Source organism: Exiguobacterium sp. s11, assembly GCF_018619015.1.
Lineage (GTDB): Bacteria > Bacillota > Bacilli > Exiguobacteriales > Exiguobacteriaceae > Exiguobacterium_A > Exiguobacterium_A indicum.
The window spans coordinates 17,568-33,754 of sequence record NZ_JACSNF010000004.1; the positions used below are offsets into that span (position 1 = coordinate 17,568).

The 16,187-nt window shown below is 49.0% G+C and carries 16 protein-coding genes; 11 read left to right on the forward strand and 5 right to left on the reverse strand.

What is annotated here, in order from left to right; genetic code table 11:
- The first annotated feature begins 69 nt into the window (after positions 1–69).
- Positions 70–882 carry an aldo/keto reductase gene (locus KNQ12_RS12670; RefSeq protein ID WP_047390745.1) on the forward strand — a complete coding sequence of 271 codons (813 nt, stop codon included), beginning with the start codon at positions 70–72 and terminating at the stop codon, positions 880–882.
- Between the two features lie 123 nt (positions 883–1,005).
- Here the strand turns inward: KNQ12_RS12670 and KNQ12_RS12675 are convergent, their stop codons facing one another.
- The 3 genes from KNQ12_RS12675 to KNQ12_RS12685 all read right to left on the reverse strand — a co-directional run bounded on the left by KNQ12_RS12675 (position 1,006) and on the right by KNQ12_RS12685 (position 5,633).
- Entirely contained in the window at positions 1,006–1,467 is a 462-nt protein-coding gene (locus tag KNQ12_RS12675) for a hypothetical protein (RefSeq protein ID WP_023469641.1), read from the reverse strand.
- Between the two features lie 85 nt (positions 1,468–1,552).
- Positions 1,553–2,998: an alanine/glycine:cation symporter family protein gene (locus KNQ12_RS12680; RefSeq protein ID WP_214748651.1), complete on the reverse strand. Its 1,446-nt coding sequence runs from the start codon at positions 2,996–2,998 to the stop codon at positions 1,553–1,555.
- A gap of 181 nt (positions 2,999–3,179) precedes the next feature.
- Positions 3,180–5,633, reverse strand: a complete 2,454-nt coding sequence (locus KNQ12_RS12685) for a CoA-disulfide reductase (protein ID WP_214748654.1) — start codon at positions 5,631–5,633, stop codon at positions 3,180–3,182.
- A 200-nt stretch (positions 5,634–5,833) separates the two neighbouring features.
- Here KNQ12_RS12685 and KNQ12_RS12690 point away from each other — a divergent pair, with 200 nt between their 5' ends.
- From KNQ12_RS12690 to KNQ12_RS12730, 10 genes are all read left to right on the forward strand, one after another.
- Positions 5,834–6,361, forward strand: coding sequence for a type III secretion system chaperone family protein (locus KNQ12_RS12690; protein ID WP_023469644.1), 528 nt, complete (start codon positions 5,834–5,836; stop codon positions 6,359–6,361).
- Between the two features lie 156 nt (positions 6,362–6,517).
- A complete protein-coding gene (locus KNQ12_RS12695; protein ID WP_050678469.1) occupies positions 6,518–7,702 on the forward strand; it encodes a hypothetical protein in 1,185 nt (394 codons plus the stop codon).
- 26 nt (positions 7,703–7,728) lie between these two features.
- Complete coding sequence (locus KNQ12_RS12700) at positions 7,729–8,640, forward strand: NAD-dependent epimerase/dehydratase family protein (RefSeq protein WP_214748657.1); 912 nt, start codon at positions 7,729–7,731, stop codon at positions 8,638–8,640.
- The gene (locus KNQ12_RS17065) at positions 8,622–8,873 is read left to right on the forward strand and encodes a hypothetical protein (protein ID WP_251055841.1); all 252 of its coding nucleotides are present in this window, start codon (positions 8,622–8,624) and stop codon (positions 8,871–8,873) included. Before KNQ12_RS12700 ends, KNQ12_RS17065 begins: the two co-directional genes overlap by 19 nt.
- A gap of 35 nt (positions 8,874–8,908) precedes the next feature.
- Positions 8,909–9,472, forward strand: coding sequence for a lysylphosphatidylglycerol synthase domain-containing protein (locus tag KNQ12_RS12705; protein WP_251055842.1), 564 nt, complete (start codon positions 8,909–8,911; stop codon positions 9,470–9,472).
- The gene (locus KNQ12_RS12710) at positions 9,469–10,905 is read left to right on the forward strand and encodes an alkaline phosphatase family protein (protein ID WP_214748660.1); all 1,437 of its coding nucleotides are present in this window, start codon (positions 9,469–9,471) and stop codon (positions 10,903–10,905) included. The genes KNQ12_RS12705 and KNQ12_RS12710 overlap by 4 nt, the downstream gene beginning before the upstream one ends.
- Positions 10,902–11,630 (forward strand): glycosyltransferase family 2 protein, encoded by a 729-nt coding sequence (locus KNQ12_RS12715; RefSeq protein WP_214748663.1) that lies wholly within the window; start codon positions 10,902–10,904, stop codon positions 11,628–11,630. The genes KNQ12_RS12710 and KNQ12_RS12715 overlap by 4 nt, the downstream gene beginning before the upstream one ends.
- Positions 11,627–12,361 (forward strand): hypothetical protein, encoded by a 735-nt coding sequence (locus KNQ12_RS12720; RefSeq protein WP_241492595.1) that lies wholly within the window; start codon positions 11,627–11,629, stop codon positions 12,359–12,361. The genes KNQ12_RS12715 and KNQ12_RS12720 overlap by 4 nt, the downstream gene beginning before the upstream one ends.
- 12 nt (positions 12,362–12,373) lie before the next feature.
- Positions 12,374–13,291 (forward strand): FTR1 family iron permease, encoded by a 918-nt coding sequence (locus tag KNQ12_RS12725; RefSeq protein WP_023469651.1) that lies wholly within the window; start codon positions 12,374–12,376, stop codon positions 13,289–13,291.
- On the forward strand, positions 13,228–14,664 hold the full coding sequence (locus KNQ12_RS12730; protein WP_251137750.1) for a DUF2079 domain-containing protein: 1,437 nt from the start codon (positions 13,228–13,230) through the stop codon (positions 14,662–14,664). The genes KNQ12_RS12725 and KNQ12_RS12730 overlap by 64 nt, the downstream gene beginning before the upstream one ends.
- Before the next feature lie 72 nt (positions 14,665–14,736).
- Here the strand turns inward: KNQ12_RS12730 and KNQ12_RS12735 are convergent, their stop codons facing one another.
- Positions 14,737–15,303, reverse strand: a complete 567-nt coding sequence (locus KNQ12_RS12735; RefSeq protein WP_214748670.1) for a GNAT family N-acetyltransferase — start codon at positions 15,301–15,303, stop codon at positions 14,737–14,739.
- Between the two features lie 99 nt (positions 15,304–15,402).
- Complete coding sequence (locus KNQ12_RS12740; RefSeq protein ID WP_214748673.1) at positions 15,403–16,020, reverse strand: YitT family protein; 618 nt, start codon at positions 16,018–16,020, stop codon at positions 15,403–15,405.
- Positions 16,021–16,187 lie beyond the last annotated feature (167 nt).

The window sequence follows — 16,187 nt, forward strand, 5'->3', positions numbered from 1 at the left end:
ACGTCTTCGTTCGTTCATGCTAAACTAAACGAGCAAATCTAAACTACGTTTTATGAGGAGGAGTAACACATGCAATACGCAAAACTTTCAAACGGTATTACGATTCCCCAAATCGGATTCGGTGTCTGGCAAGTAGATGAAGAGACAGAAGCACCTGCTGCTGTCGCTGAAGCATTACGTGTCGGTTATCGTCATATCGATACGGCTGCTGTCTACAAAAACGAGCGCGGTGTCGCAAAAGGAATCAAGGAAAGCGGCGTGAAACGTGAGGATCTCTTCTTAACGTCAAAAGTCTGGAACGATGATATTCGTGCCGGTCGGACGAAGGAAGCATTCGCAGAATCGCTCGAACGTCTCGAAACAGATTATCTTGACCTTTATCTCATCCACTGGCCGGTCGAAGGCTATATCGAAGCGTGGAAAGCAATGGTTGAACTGTATGAAGCAGGCAAGATCAAAGCGATCGGTGTCTCGAACTTCAAAGAACATCACCTCGATACATTGGCAGAAGAGGGCTTGATGGCACCAATGATCAACCAAGTCGAGTTGCATCCACAATTACCACAACATGAACTGCATGAATACTTGCAAGATCACAACATCCAAGTCGAAGCATGGAGCCCACTCATGCAAGGGAAATTCCTCGAAATTAACGATTTCAAGGAAATCGCAGAGAAGCACGGCAAGACACCTTCACAAGTCGTCTTACGTTGGCATCTCGACAACGGCATCGTCGCTCTTCCAAAATCCGTTACACCAGAACGCATTGCGGAAAACTTCGACGTCTTTGATTTCCAACTCGATGCCGATGATCTTGAGAAAATTGACCGTATCGCAACGGATGTCCGCCTCGGACCGGATCCGGACGAAATCGATTTTTAATCTGACGATTCACGTAAAAGAGAACGTCTTCCATATGAAGTTGTCTTGATTCATCTGAACGACGAGAGACCCGTTTCCAGTCTACGACTTGGAAGCGGGTCTCTTTTTTATGATTTTAGCTGATCAGACATAATAAATTAAAATCGTATCTTCCGCTTCTTCTGCCTTTTGAAAATAGGCGCGTAAATCGGCGAACTGTTCCCAGACATCCTCGAATTCGCCCGGTGTTCCGGCTTCATCATGAATCGAAGCGAGTGCCCGTTGATCGAAATTCCGCATCACCTCAGCCGAGATGATGAGGAGTGGCAAGGGAAGAATGCCTACAATCGCCGCTTTCTCCTCATTAACGATCAACTCTTCGCCAACGATCGCTCGTCCCAGGTTGTAATGCGTGTCTTGATCAATATAGATATCGATTTGATTCATCAAATGATAGATGGCATTCGTCTGTTCGAGAGCGAATAATTGTTCATGATCGGGTTGCGTCTCATGAATGAATAATATCCAGTCCATGATGATGTGGGGATCGTTTCCGAACGACTCCCAGACCGCATCCGTGACGCGGACGAAATGTACGTTTTCCATTCTCCCCCTCCCTTCTGTACTCTGTATTCCCTTTTTAAATTCGTTCTATACAAAAAAAGAGCCAGATTTCTCTGACTCCCTTTCCTTAGATCGCTTTTTCGTCTTTTTCTGATTCTTGCCATGCTTCAAGCGTATCTTTCCCTGGCAAGTTCGGAATCGAGTCCGCATAAAACCGTGGCTCTTTCCCTGCTTTTCGTTGTGTCATGTAATCATCGAGAGCCAGCTTCGCTATCTTTGCAAGACGGAAAATCGCATACAGATTGACAATCGCCATTAATCCCATGAAGATGTCCGCTAACGCCCACACGAGACTAGCCGACTCGACAAGTGAACCGAAGACGATCATGACGAGGACGAGTACGCGGTATGCCATCATGACTTGTTTATTTTCACGGATGAAGTTGATGTTCGATTCACCGTAGTAGTAGTTTCCGACGACGGAACTAAACGCAAATAGGAAGATGGCGAGTGCCATGAATCCTGTCGCAAATGATCCAACTTGTGATGCAAGTGCGCCCTGTGCTAAATCAATACCAGCTAAGGCATCTCCATTCGCATCTTTTGTCGGAACTCCACTGACGAGAACGATCATCGCTGTCGCCGAGCAGACCATCAATGTATCTACGAAGACCGCGAATGATTGAATCAAGCCTTGTTTGACCGGGTGAGAGACTTCCGCTGTTGCTGCTGCGTTAGGTGCCGAACCCATACCGGCTTCGTTCGAGAACAAACCGCGACGAATACCATTCAGAACGGCCGCCCCGATTGCTCCCCCTGCTAATGTCTTAAACTCGAATAATCCTTCTTGGAAAATCAATTTAAAGACACTTGGTAATACTTCAAGATTCGTCACCATGATATAGAGGGCGATTAAGATATAACCACCTGCCATGATCGGAACCATGAATGAAGCGACTGTCGCAATACTGCGGACACCACCAAAAATGATCAGTGCCGTCAAGACGACTAATCCGACCGTAATCCATATCTTATCCACGCCATATTGACTTTGTAGAGAAAGCGAGATCGTATTCGATTGGACAGAGTTAAAGACAAAACCAAATGAGATCGTGATCAGAACACTAAAGACAATTCCTAACCAACGTTGTCCAAGCGCTTTTTCCATGTAATAGGCTGGACCACCACGCCATTCTTTTCCGTCACGTACCTTGTAAATCTGAGCAAGCGTACTTTCGACGAATGCTGACGCCGATCCAATCAAGGCAATTAACCACATCCAGAAGACTGCACCCGGACCGCCGAGTGCGATTGCAGCCGCCACACCCGCGATGTTTCCGGTACCGACACGTGCTGCCGTACTGATCGCAAATGCTTGGAATGGCGATACGCCATCTTTCCCTTTATCCGTTCCTTGGAACAATAAGCGAATCATCTCCGGGATCATCCGAAATTGAACGAACCGCATCCGGAATGTAAAATAAATGCCTAATCCAACGAGTAAAATAATCAATACATTCGTCCATAAGTAATCATTTGCTCGATTTACTAGTTTCATCACTTCTTTTTCCATCAAATCTCCTCACTTCCATCCATCTTTTCTCTCTATTTGTATGTAAGTTTTTTTCACATGTGATTTATCATACGCAATTTTTTTTGAAAAATCAAACTCATTTATACCTTAGGACGCAAAAAAAGTGTCAAACCTCACATCAGATGTCAGGTTTGACACGTTCACATAAACAGTTTTTAGATTAGATGAACAGATTCAGATTGGCACCGTCCGTTGCACCAAGATAACTCGCGACACCACCATAATCGATATCATCCAGTAATTCCTCTTTCTTGATGCCCATGATATCCATCGACATCGTGCAGGCGATCATACGGACACCCGCTGCTTGCGCTTTTGCCATCATCGTCTCGAGTGCATCGACTTGTTTATCCTTCATGACTTTTTTCATCATTTTTTGACCGGCGCCTGCCATGTTCATGTTCGAGAGCGGCAACTCCCCGGCATGTTTCGGCATCATCATGCCCATCATCCGTTCAATACCGGCTTTCTCAACTGCCGGTGCGTCTGGTTTTCGAATGATGTTCAAGCCCCAGAACGTAAAGAACATCGTCACTTGTTTCCCCATCGCTTGTGCACCTTGCGCAATGACGAAAGAGGCAAGTGCTTTATCAAGATCACCACTGAAGACGACCATCGTCGCATCATCTGCCGGATTGACTTGAACCGGTGCTGCAGCAGGTGTCTCCCCTTGCCCTTTTTCAAGCAAGACCTCGACGACTCCCTGATTCATTTCAGCTGAATGGACCGTGTGACCTAGTTTTTTCGCCCATGCTTGAACGTCTGGCAAGAATCCTGGGTCTGACGCCTTGACGAAAATTTGCTCGCCGTCCGTCATCTGATCGATTTTTGTTTTCAGCTCTAAGATTGGACCTGGGCACTGTAAGCCGCACGTATCGAGCAGCGTCACTTGTTCCGGTGTAGTCTTCGTTTTCGGCTCACGCTTCGTTACCGTCACAGCTGTCTCCTCCTTCGCTTGGCTTCGCGCTTCTTGATCACGATGCAGGACCGACCATGTTTTGTAGCCGCCGCTTAAGTTTTTCACATCATAACCGTGTTGTTGCAATAGTTGGCTCGCAACATATCCACGTAATCCGACTTGGCATGTCACATAGATCGTTTGATCCTTCGGCAGATCAGTCAACTTCTCACGTAACGTCGGTAACGAGATATTGACCGATCCCGGAATCGCGCCTAACTCGTTTTCCGATGGTTCACGGACATCGAGTAACAAGCCGCCATTGGCGACGATCGCGTCAATTTCGTGCCAATGAACGTTCGCACTGTCACCAAGCACGATGTTCGACGCGATATACCCTGCCATGTTGACCGGATCTTTCGCTGAACTATACGGCGGTGCATATGATAGTTCAAGATCTGGTAGATCAAGCACTGTCAATCCACCTTTGATCGCTGTCGCGAGAACATCGATCCGTTTCTCGACACCTGTCATGCCGATTGCCTGCGCTCCGTAGATCGTTCCTTCGATTGGATCAAATAGTAACTTCATCGAAATCGGACTCGCCCCTGGGTAGTACCCCGCATGCGATCCCGGGTGGAGATGCACGGCTTCGTAACGTAGACCGAGCTGACGCAACCGTTTTTCATTGTTACCGGTCGAAGCGACCGTCAAATCAAAGACTTTTGCTACCGCTGTTCCGAGCGTGCCGCTGTATCGAACGTCGCGTCCGGCGATGATGTCCGCAACGAGGCGTCCTTGACGGTTTGCCGGCCATGCGAGCGGAACATGTATCGCTTCCTTCGTGATATAATCTTTGACTTCAATCGCGTCACCGATCGCAAAGATTGATGGATCGGATGTCCGCAGTTGGTCGTCGACTTGAATCGTCTGTTTGATTCCAAGTGTTAAACCTGCATCTGCAGCGAGCGTGTTCTCCGGTGCAACACCAATCGATAGAATATTCATCTCTGTTTCGATCACGCGTCCGCTTGTCAGGACGACACGGCGACCTGCCTCTTCAAAACGAGCAACGCCATCTTCTAGAATCAACTCGACACCTTTCGCACGAAGATGTTCATGAACGATCGCTGCCATTTCCGGGTCAATCGGAGCCATGACTTGATCCGCCATCTCAACGAGGGTTACGTGCGCCCCACGTTCTGCGAGATTTTCTGCCATTTCAAGACCGATGAATCCACCGCCGATGACAAGTGCTTTATCAGGACGATTTGTATCAACGTATTCCCGCATCCGGTCCGTATCTGGGATGTTCCGTAACGTAAAGACGTTCGTTGCGTCATCGAGTCCTGGAATGTTCGGACGGATCGGTTTTGCACCTGGAGAAAGAATCAGATGATCGTACGATTCATCGTATTCTTCACCCGTTTCGACGTTGCGGATCGTGACTGTCTTCGCTTCACGGTTGATCCGAATCGCTTCCGACAAATTGCGGACATCTAAATTAAACCGTGCATGCATGCCTTCTGGCGTTTGGACGAGTAATTTATTGCGATCTTTGATGACATCTCCGATATAGTAAGGCAGTCCACAGTTCGCGAACGAAATCTCTTTTCCTCGTTCAAGCAAAATGATTTCTGCCGTTTCGTCAATCCGACGCAGTCGTGCTGCAGCCGTAGCGCCACCAGCGACGCCGCCTACGATGATCGTTTTCATCTGATGATTCCTCCTCGATTTTCTATCTGCCACTTAATATACCCTGTCAGGTATGTATTTTCAAGTCAGTTGCTCTCAGATTCACAAACATGACATATCTCTACTCTTTTGTATTTTCTTCCTATCTTAACGGACATTAGTTGCAATTCCTTCTGAAATGCTTGAAACTGAATTTATAGTATATAAAGGGGGATTTTGCAATGGACCAGGAACGTAACTCGAACGAATCAAACGAGAACAATAAAGTGACACCGATTCACCAAGATCGTCAACCCGAAACAAACGAGCAAGGAATCGCGCCGCAACAGCAACAACACTTGGAAGCTTTTCAAGCTTTCCTCGTTGAAAAAGGGATTCCAATGGAAGCACGTGAGAATGAGACACACGTCTTCTTCATGACACAAGAAAAAACACCTGCTGGAGCAGAACCGATGATGATGATCGTCTTCAGTAAGACGACGACAGATGTCGAATTGTTCGCTCGTACGGTGACGCACGTACCAGACGGTGTCGAGGATCTCCCGATTCTTAACGCCATCAATGACTTCAACCAAGAGTTCAAATACTTCCGCGTCGTTCTCGACAGCGACCGTGATGTCACGATCGCATCAACGATTGATCTTGATCACGGCTTTAACCCAGCTGCCATCTTCGGACATTCTGTCATGATGTTCCAAGCATCAGACGAAGTCTACACGTATTTGACAAAACTGTACGAACAGTTCTAATTTCTCATTTTAAAACGGCTTTGGAGCCCTGCTCCAAAGCCGTTTTTTTCTTTAAAGTTCAATTGACAATGAGAATTATTCTCGCTATAGTTAGATTTGTGAAAACGAGTACATGACGGAAAACGTCTTATTAATTCTTCTGGGGGAATCACGATTATGAAAAAACGTTTAAAAGTAGCTTCTATCTTCATGGTAGCCGGTATCTTGGCTGCCTGCGGTTCGAATGAAACGGATACGACTGCACCGAAAAAAGAGAAAACGGAACAGTCGACAGAAACAAAATCAGCAGATGCGGGAATCGCTGCAACGACACTGACAGATGAATTGACGATCTTCAGCTCAATCAAAACAGAACTCGACAAAGCAAAAGAAGGACAAGCGATTGATTGGAAGATGGTCAAGACAAGTTATGAATCGAAACTAAAAGGTGGTGTCGAGACGACAGCACCAGAAATCGAACAAGTCATCCAGTCTGCTTTAGCAGGTGTTGAAGCGAAGGATCTCGATGAGAACATCGCTCGTCAACTCGTTGATAAAGGTCTACAATCGTATTTCTATAAATTACAAAAAGCAACGCAAGCAAAAGCTGAAGAAGCACTCGTAGCTGGTAAACCGGAAGCTGCAACGGAAGCACTCAAGGATGTTGAAGCGATGGCGAAGACCGTCTTCATTCCGACAGCTGAAAAACGGGACGCGAGCTACGGCTTCAAAAACGAAGACGCCATCGCTCAAGCGATTACATCAGGTCTTGCAGCTCAGCAAGAAGCCATCGACGCGAAAGAAATCGGTGACTTCAATGTTGCGAAACAAGTGACGGATAAATCGATTTATCGTTCCTTCTATTTAGCTGCACTCGGTTATGCACAAAAAATCGAGGATGGCGTCAAAGCCGGCACGGACGAAAAAGAATTACAAATGGAACAAGCAGAAGGATATGGCTTCCTCCTCGCGATCGAAGAATCATTAGCGGGTGGAGACGAAGAGGCTGTCAAAACACTGAAAGAGCGCTATGATTTCTCAAAAACAAAGCCAGCTGACGTTTCTTACAAAGAAATCGAAGGATTGTTCGCAAAAGCGTTGACTGAAAAAGTCGACGGTTATCATGAAGAGGCACAAGAAGCGATCGAGAAGAAAGACGTCGATACAGCACGTGCAGAAGCAATGGAAGCGAACATGTTTGTCGTTGCGATGAAACCGACGCTTGAGAATCGTCTCGGCAAGGACAAAGCAGCGCAAGTCGCAAAAGACGCAAACGAATGGTTCGCACTCGTCGAAAAAGGCGACGTCAAGGCCGAAACGACAGGCGAACGGATCACAGACGCACTCGAACCACTTAACTAAGAAGGAAATGGAAACGGAGGGATAAGATGAATATCGGAATCACAGGAGGTGCCGGCTTCATTGGCGCCGCCCTCGCCCTCCGGCTCCAGCAGCACCATACCGTCCATGTACTTGATGCTTTCACGGACTACTATGATGTTCAGTTAAAAGAAGAACGAGCAGCTGCATTAAGACGTGCCGGTGTTACCGTTACGACGGGTGACGTTCATCACGATCTCGACGCCTGGATGGAGACATCGTTCGACGCCGTCTTTCATCTCGCAGCTCTTCCAGGTGTTCCGCGTTCGCTCGAGGAACCGCATCACTATATTCGTGAGGACATCGATATGACGGTGACCTTGTTAGAAGCCGCAAAAAGACATGGCATGCCGCATGTCTTTTTCGCGTCTTCTTCTTCCGTTTACGGGGAACAGACTGGTCCGCTGAAAGAAGGTCAGGCAACGGGACACGTCGCCAGTCCTTATGCGGCAGCCAAGTATAGTGCCGAAAGCTTTTGTCATGCTTATGCTCATTTATATGATGTAAACGTGACGCTGTTTCGCTTCTTTACGGTCTATGGTCCATCAGGTCGTCCTGATATGGCGCTGTTTCGTTTCATCGAACAGGCATTACGCGGAGAGGCACTCACCGTCTTCGGTGATCCAATCCGTGACTTCACGTATATCGATGACATCACCCGCGGAATGGAACAGGCGTTGCTGGCTCGTGCAGTAGGGACGTATAACCTCGGCGCGAATCAGCCGGTCTCCGTCCGCACGCTAGCTGAACGGATCGGTCAACGGTTTGATGTGCCCGTGCAGACTCAAACTGCACGACGTGGGGACGTGACGATGACATGGAGTGATACGACGGCTGCAAAAGAAGCATTCGGTTACCAACCGTCAATCGAGATCGATGTTGGACTGGAGCAGGTGATCGCGTGGCATCAAAACCGCTAATTCGAACGTTTCTGTATCTGACGCTTACCGGGCTTGTCATCTTTTTACTGCTCCGTTTTTTCTTGGAGTTACCGGTCTCGTATCGGTACATTGAAGCTTTATTCAAGAGTCCCTGGACGATCCTTGCGACCTTGACGCGATCGCCTTTTATTTACGCGCGGTCGCCTGGCGCCGCGCCGATGCCAAACGTGCACCGACTGCTGTATACCTGTCGAGCCTGTATCTCGGACTGACGATCAATCATCTCTCACCGGTCAAACTGGGAGAGATGATCCGACTCGTGACGGCGAGAGCCGTCGGAAGTCCATGGAAACAGACGAGCGCGATCTTCGTCTTACAACGAAGTATTGACTTGATCGTTCTGTGTACCTTCATTCTGATCGGTTGGTTGTTTCACCCAATCGTCTTGCTCGTCGCGCTCCTTGCGACCGCGTTATTGCTCGTGTTACGCCGACATGTCCCGCATCTCCCATCGCTCGTTCTGTTCGGAACGCTCGCTTGGGCAGTCGAGGCACTCGCCGTCTTCCTCCTCTTGCGCGGAGCCGGTATCGATGTGTCCTTCCCGACGACATTGATCGCGATGAGTGCCGGTGTCCTGTCTGGTGTGATTCAGTTCACGCCGGGTGGACTCGGTACGTACGAACTCGCGATGGGTACAGTGTTACGGCAAGCCGGTGTTGCCCATGCGTACGACGTTGCCTTGATGACGCACTTCTTTAAATATGCCTTTGCTTTTTTCATTCCGCTGTACGTTCTCATTCGGCATCCGGCTACGCTTCGGTTGTTGGTTCGTCAGCTCAAATACACTGATTGGAAAGGAGGAAGACGATGAAAAGTGCTTCCCGCTTTGAAAAAGTCGCAGCACGCGCCTGGAACTTACTCAATGAAGGAAAACCCTTCACACCCATTTTTATGATCGGCGTCTTCTTGACGTACGCCTTATGGACGCAGATGCCACTCGCAGAAGCTGGTCTTGGTTTCATCGTGACGCTTCCTTTATTCATCTTGCTTTGGCGTTATGATTTTCCGTTATTTTTACGAAATTACCTTTGGATTCCGGTCATCGTTTGGCTGTTCCTTCGGGGTACGAATGCAGATTATTTACCTTTGTTCGCCTATGGCGCAGGTCTCTATTTCTTCTTTACGATTTTTTTCTGGGGAACGATCTATTATCATCTCCGGATCGGAACGCGCTGGACGAACTTCACGCGTTTTTGGAAACTCGTTCTGAAGAATAGTGATTCGACAAGTGGTAACGCGCAGGAGCAACTGCCTAAGGTTACCCTGTTACTCATGTACTGGTGGACGGCAAGTGACGCGTCGACATTCGACATGACGTTCATCTGGTTCCCAATTGGTCTATTTGTCTTTGCATGGATTCTGCATCACTACCTGTTCGACTGGAAACCGAAGTTGCCCGAGGCAATGACGGTAGATGCCGATCTTCCGACTTCAGAAAAAGTCTATGTCCTGATTGTCGACGGGATGCGTAAAGATCGCTACATGGCAGCAAACACGCCGTTCCTCGAACGATTGCGTCAGGAAGGAACGGAATATACGAATATGGAGACCGTCTACCCTGCCCGGACCGTCGTCTGCTTCAGTTCGATGTTCACCGGTGCTCGTCCGGAAGATCACGGCATTCATTCGAACATGGTTTGGAACACGACTGGCGTTAAAACGGATACCGTCTTCGATCGTCTCCGTGCCGTCGATAAATCCGGTAAGATTCTTGGTATCGCCCATCTCGTCGATGCGTTCGGTTCAACCGACGTACGGACCGTCACGGCAGTCATGCATAACGATGTCGCGGATCGAAATATCGTAGAACGTGCCAAACAAATCGTCCATGAAGAGGATCCGGATTTGCTCGCGATTCAGTTGATCGGAACGGATCAAACGGGACACAGTCGAGGCACTCTCTATTCCGAGTACGTCGAAAAAATCGAGGAAGCGGATGCGCTACTCGCTGAATTTTGTGAGGAGCTCGATCGTCTCGGTAAACTCGAGGATGCGACACTCATCGTCATGGCGGATCACGGTCAAGCGGACGGAATCGGTGGACACGGTCACTTGGATGAAGGCGAACGGTTCGTTCCGTTCTGGATGTATGGTAAGAACGTTCATGCCGGTCTGAAAGTGGATACGCACCGTCATATCTTGTCACTCGGACCGACGATCACAAAAGTCCTAGGGGCAGACATCCCGCACGATAGCCGTGGTGTGCTGTTGACAGAAGCGTTCAAGGAGGCGAAGTCTAAATGAAGATCATCGTCTTTTTACCGGCCCACAATGAGGAAGTGTCGCTCCCGCTCGTCTTAAAACGAATTCCGGACATGATTGATGGCATTCCGGTCGAGACTCTCGTCATCGACGACGGCTCAGTGGATGCGACGAGTACGATTGCGCGTCAACACGGCGCACATGTCTATCGGTTCGAGCAGAACCAAGGACTAGGCGCTGCAGTCCGGGAAGGACTCCGCCAATCCTACGAACTTGACGCGGATGTTGCTGTCATGATCGATGCGGATAACGAATATCCGGCCGATCAAATCCCGGATATCGTGCGACCGATCTTACACAATCAGGCCGACTACGTATTCGGTTCCCGCTTCCTCGGTACCGTCGACGGGATGCGACTCTATCGCTATATCGGGAATCATGTCTTCACGTGGTTGCAATGCCTTTTATTGAAACGTAAAATCCATGATGGTCAAAGTGGAATGCGTGCTTTTTCACGCGCAGCGTGTCACCATGCTGAGATTATTCACGATTATAACTATGCCCAAGTCTTAACTCTCAATCTCGTCCGAAAAGGCTTCCGCCTGCACGAAGTCCCGATTCGTTATCGGGTCCGGGAAGCAGGAAAGTCTTTTATCCGTCTGAATTACGTCCAACGTGTCCTCCCCGCAATTTACCGGGAATGGCGACGACCGATCACACAGCTTAGCGTTGAAGAACGCATGGAACGAAAGGAGCATCTCGGATGAAACGCCTTCTTTTGCTACCGCTCCTCCTGCTCTCACTGTTCGTGAGCACTTCCACGGTTTCCGCTTATAGTTACGGAGACCCAGGAAAGGAAGCTTTTGCGGAAGCGTATAAACAATTTGAAGAACAACTCGATGCCAAGGATTACGCGCTTGCGAAAGAGACGCTTGCCGCCTATGATAAAGAATTCAAACTGTATTTCCCTGAAGCGAAAGCGAAGATCGACACGGCTCTCGAACAAGAAGATGCCGAGGTTGCCAAACAAGCGTATCGCGTCGCTCTCCGCCAAAATATCGAACGTCGCCTGCACTTTGCTGAAGAGCAGTTCGAGGACTTCGGTCAAGCGAAACTCTTACTCGCGAAAGCCCGCGGGACATACGATGTGCTCGCACCTTACGTCAAGGAAAGCAAGGATGCACAAACATCCGATGACGTGTATACTGCATTTGATGAATCCTTAAAAGCACTCGGAAATCCTGGTCTGTTTGGGGTCGGGAAAAAAGCGAGTGATGAAGAATCCTTCAAGAAGAACATTACGATGATCGAAGATACGTTGACGCCTCTTTTCGTCCTGCCGGGTGAAGAAAAAACAGGCGTCTTCACAGAAGAAGACTCCTTCCTCGGTCAAACGTTCGGAACGGACGCGATTTGGAAATTGATTGCGCTCGGACTCGTCATCGTCCTCATCGTCATCGTCGTCATTGGTCAATGGAAGAAGAAACGCCGCTCATAAGGAGGAAGACAGATGGATTTTCAAGCGTTTTTGATTACGCTTCGGGAGTGTCTCGAGGCTGTTCTCATCGTTGGGTTGATCTTAGGTTATCTCGATCGATTGAACGCTCCACAATATAAAAAGTGGGTCTACGCAGGTGTAGGGTTGGCACTTCTCGCTAGCCTTGGTGTCGCGTTCCTGTTCCAAGTCGTCTTTACGAGTTTTGCGAGCTTCGGAAGCGATACGTATCTCCGTCTCGGCATCATGATGGTCTCCGTCCTGCTCTTGACACACATGGTCCTCTGGATGGGAAAGGAAGCGAAAGAGAATCAAAAAGCCTCCCAAGCGAAGGTCGCCGCTGCCGTCTCGACGGGTAGTGCCATCACGATGATCATCCACTCCTTCCTCGTCATCGTTCGAGAAGGAATTGAGACCGTCTTCTTCTTCGCTGCCATCTCAGGTGGGGAAATCGAAAAAGTACTAACGAGTTATGGCGCGGTTTCCGGTTTGTTACTCGCCTTGATCTTCGGATACTTATTCGTTTCCGGCTCTATGAAGATTCCCGTCAAACGCTTCTTCCAAGTGACGGGCGTACTCATTCTATTCATCGCAGCCGGCATGCTCGTCCAAACGATTGGACGCTTCCAAGATCTTGGTTTGCTCGGTAGTCTTTTGATGAATGCTGACGGCACACCAGCTGCTGTATATAACATCGTTGGCTTCATGCCGGAGCACTACATCGATCAGGTACAATACTTGCGTGATACAGGAAACTCGACATTGATCAGTGGACAGATCGGAACGTTCATGGCCGCGATGTTCGGATACAGCCATAACCCATCGCTCGAACAAGTCGTCGCTTGGTGGGGCTACTTCGCCTTTGCCGGTTGGATGTTGCTCCGTCAAAACAAACCATCGAAGTCATCAAAGTCCTTACAGGAGGTTTCTTGACCGTCCGAAGCGATCGTTCACGTCCGCGTGGACGATCGCTTTTTTGGATCACGCTGCTATTCATCGGTGGCTGGATTGGTTTACGGATTATTTACGTCAGTCCCTTCATCGCGAGCTACGATATTGCGAACTTCACGTTAGCTGTGACCGATTATGATTTGGCTGATTTACGTCCGCACTTTCCGGGTTATCCCTTTTTCATTTTATTTGCCAACCTGTTTCTGCCACTAATGATACCTGTCAAAGCGCTCGGACTCGTCTCCACATTAGGACTGGCAAGTGCGCTCTTGCCACTTTACTCGCTCTTTCGCCGTCATGCGTATGATACGACTCGGCTGATCGCTGCCTTTACCGTTCTTTCCACTGCCTCACTCGTGACGTTCGCTGCGACCGGGATGTCGGATGGGCTTGCCCTCGGACTACTCGTCTGGTACGGCTGGAGCATCGAACGCGCACGGCATCAGATTCGTCGCTGGCTTCCGTATCTTCTGTTTGGTTTACTGATGGCGACTCGACTGTCCTATGCGCCATTTGGTTTCATGTTGCTTGTCCTGCTGTGGCAAGTACGGAAGGATTACTGGCTACTCTTATCCGAGTGCGCCCTTCTTGTTCTGGCGCAGCTGGCTTGGTTGCTACCGGTCGCTTTTTCTGTCGGTGGACCCTACTCGTTTCTTCAATTATCAATCCGCTTCGTCAGCGGTCATTTTTCCGATTGGGGTGGTTCTGCTCAGACCGATGATGCTTCCATCGTTCAACGATTTGCCCAGACGTTTCAGCAACTCTTCTGGCATGGAATCGGCTATGGCACATGGATCGGACTAGTGTCTGGACTGCTCCTACTCTTACGCAGACGTTGGACGATCGATGTCGCTTGGGGAGCGACGGCTGGACTCTATTTCGTCTGGGTCTGGCTCGGACAAAATATCGATAAACCCCGTCACGTCTTACCGCTTGTCCTGTTGCTACTCATCTGGTCGATCCGTCAGCTTCCGTTGCGGATGTATCTGCCGTTTTTAGTCGTTCAGTTGACGATCGGTAGCCTCGCGTTGAACGAGCAAGCCACGCGTCCTCCGGCGACGATCGAACTAGCGCGTTACGTAGCGACTCTTCCAATCGGCGCGACAGTCTTTACCGATGAGGAAGCTCGCCAATTCCAGTCCGAACGACCGGATGCCGCAATCGTTCCGATCGGTTCGGTCAGTAAATGGAACGCAGAACCAAAATCCGATCAGAGTTACGTGACTGGTCGATTGCTCGAGCGCCTTCACGCCCAAGGCGTGCGACCAAACGTCAAACAAATCGCCCGCTTCACGAGTGATAGCCGCTACGAACCAGAAGACGCGCAAGCGATGCTGTATCAACTAACGCCTTGATGGCAGAACTGCATGCATACGAAAAACCATGTCGATTCCCGAATGACACCGTGGAAATCGACATGGTTTTTTTCATTGCTGCGTATCGTAACGACGTTCCATATAATCAAAGGTACCACCGCTGATTTCAATCGTCCGAATCGGTTCGAAGCCGAGACGACGATACAGGCGCTGTGCCCCGGCGTTTGTTTGATCAGCGTTTAAGGTGAACGCTTGTAGTCCTCGTTTCTCGCCCTCTTCCGCTGCTGCCTGAAGCAGTTCCGTACCAATTCCTTTTCCGCCATGACGCGCGTCAACCGATAAAGTATCCAAGTAATAGACCGGACCTTCCGTCTCGACGTCAATCTGGACGTCTTGACCCGTCCAGCGCTTCAGTTGTGCTTTGATCGGTTCGTCGAGTTGTTCGGCATCCGTCCCGGCATACGCAATGACGATTCCCGCTACTTCACCCTCGATGATTTTCACGAGGATGTTCTCATGGCTCAGTCGGTTTCCTGTTTCAGCGACAAAGTACGCGAGTCTCTCTAAAACGTCCTCCCGCTTTGTCGTTCCCGTCAATGTCTCAGCGATCTCATGAATTGCTTGCTCAATCAAGGGGGCAATCTGTTGTGCTTCAGAAGCATGTGCTTGTCGAATCATTTAGTCGTTCTCCTTTGAATTTTTCTCATCCATAAACCTGAAAAATCGGACTCGACGGTGTCGAATCCGATACATGATTTTGTTAGACATTCATCCGTCTCACTGCGTGACTTTTTGTACGACAGATGCCGGTACGATGACAGGCTCCCGTGTCATGACAGCAACGACACGTCCAGCGATCGCTACAGCCAGTAACGTATATAACGTTAAGCTGAGCGGCAGATAGACGAGTGAGATCACTAACACGATGGCATCGAGTCCGAACAAGATCGTTCCGATCGATAGACCTGTCAGTTTGCTGAGTCCCATCGATAGCAAATCGTCTCCACCTGTTGCCGCTCCACTTTTCAAAACAAGTCCGAGACCATATCCGGTCACGATTCCGCTAGCGATCGCTGCGATGAGCGTCGCTGGCCAAGCCTGTTCTGGAAAGTGGAACAAATCGAGTCGGTGCCACATCTCATAAAAGACTGATAATGCACCTGCTGAAAGTAACGCTTCGCTGACGAAACGTTTTCCTTTGAAGTACAAGGCACCAATGAAAAATGGAATATCGAGCACGATCATTGAGATCGAAGGATTGATATCAAAAAAGTATCGACCGAGCAACGATAATCCGATGAAGCCGCCTTCTGCTAATCCGAACTGTTCATTCAATGTGTAGTAACCGAACGCCATGATCAGCGTACCGGTTAAGATGGTTGCGATTCGTTTCATGTTTTATTGTCCTCTCCCGTTTACATCGTGGGAGAGGTTTTATACGTCCCGTTTGGGTATTCATCTATTTTCGCTCTCCCTGATTTTTATAAGCCATTACCGTCTGTTCGTTATGACCGGTACTGCTAAAAATCAGGTAAGCTGAATAGATGATTGGTCCTCTCGGT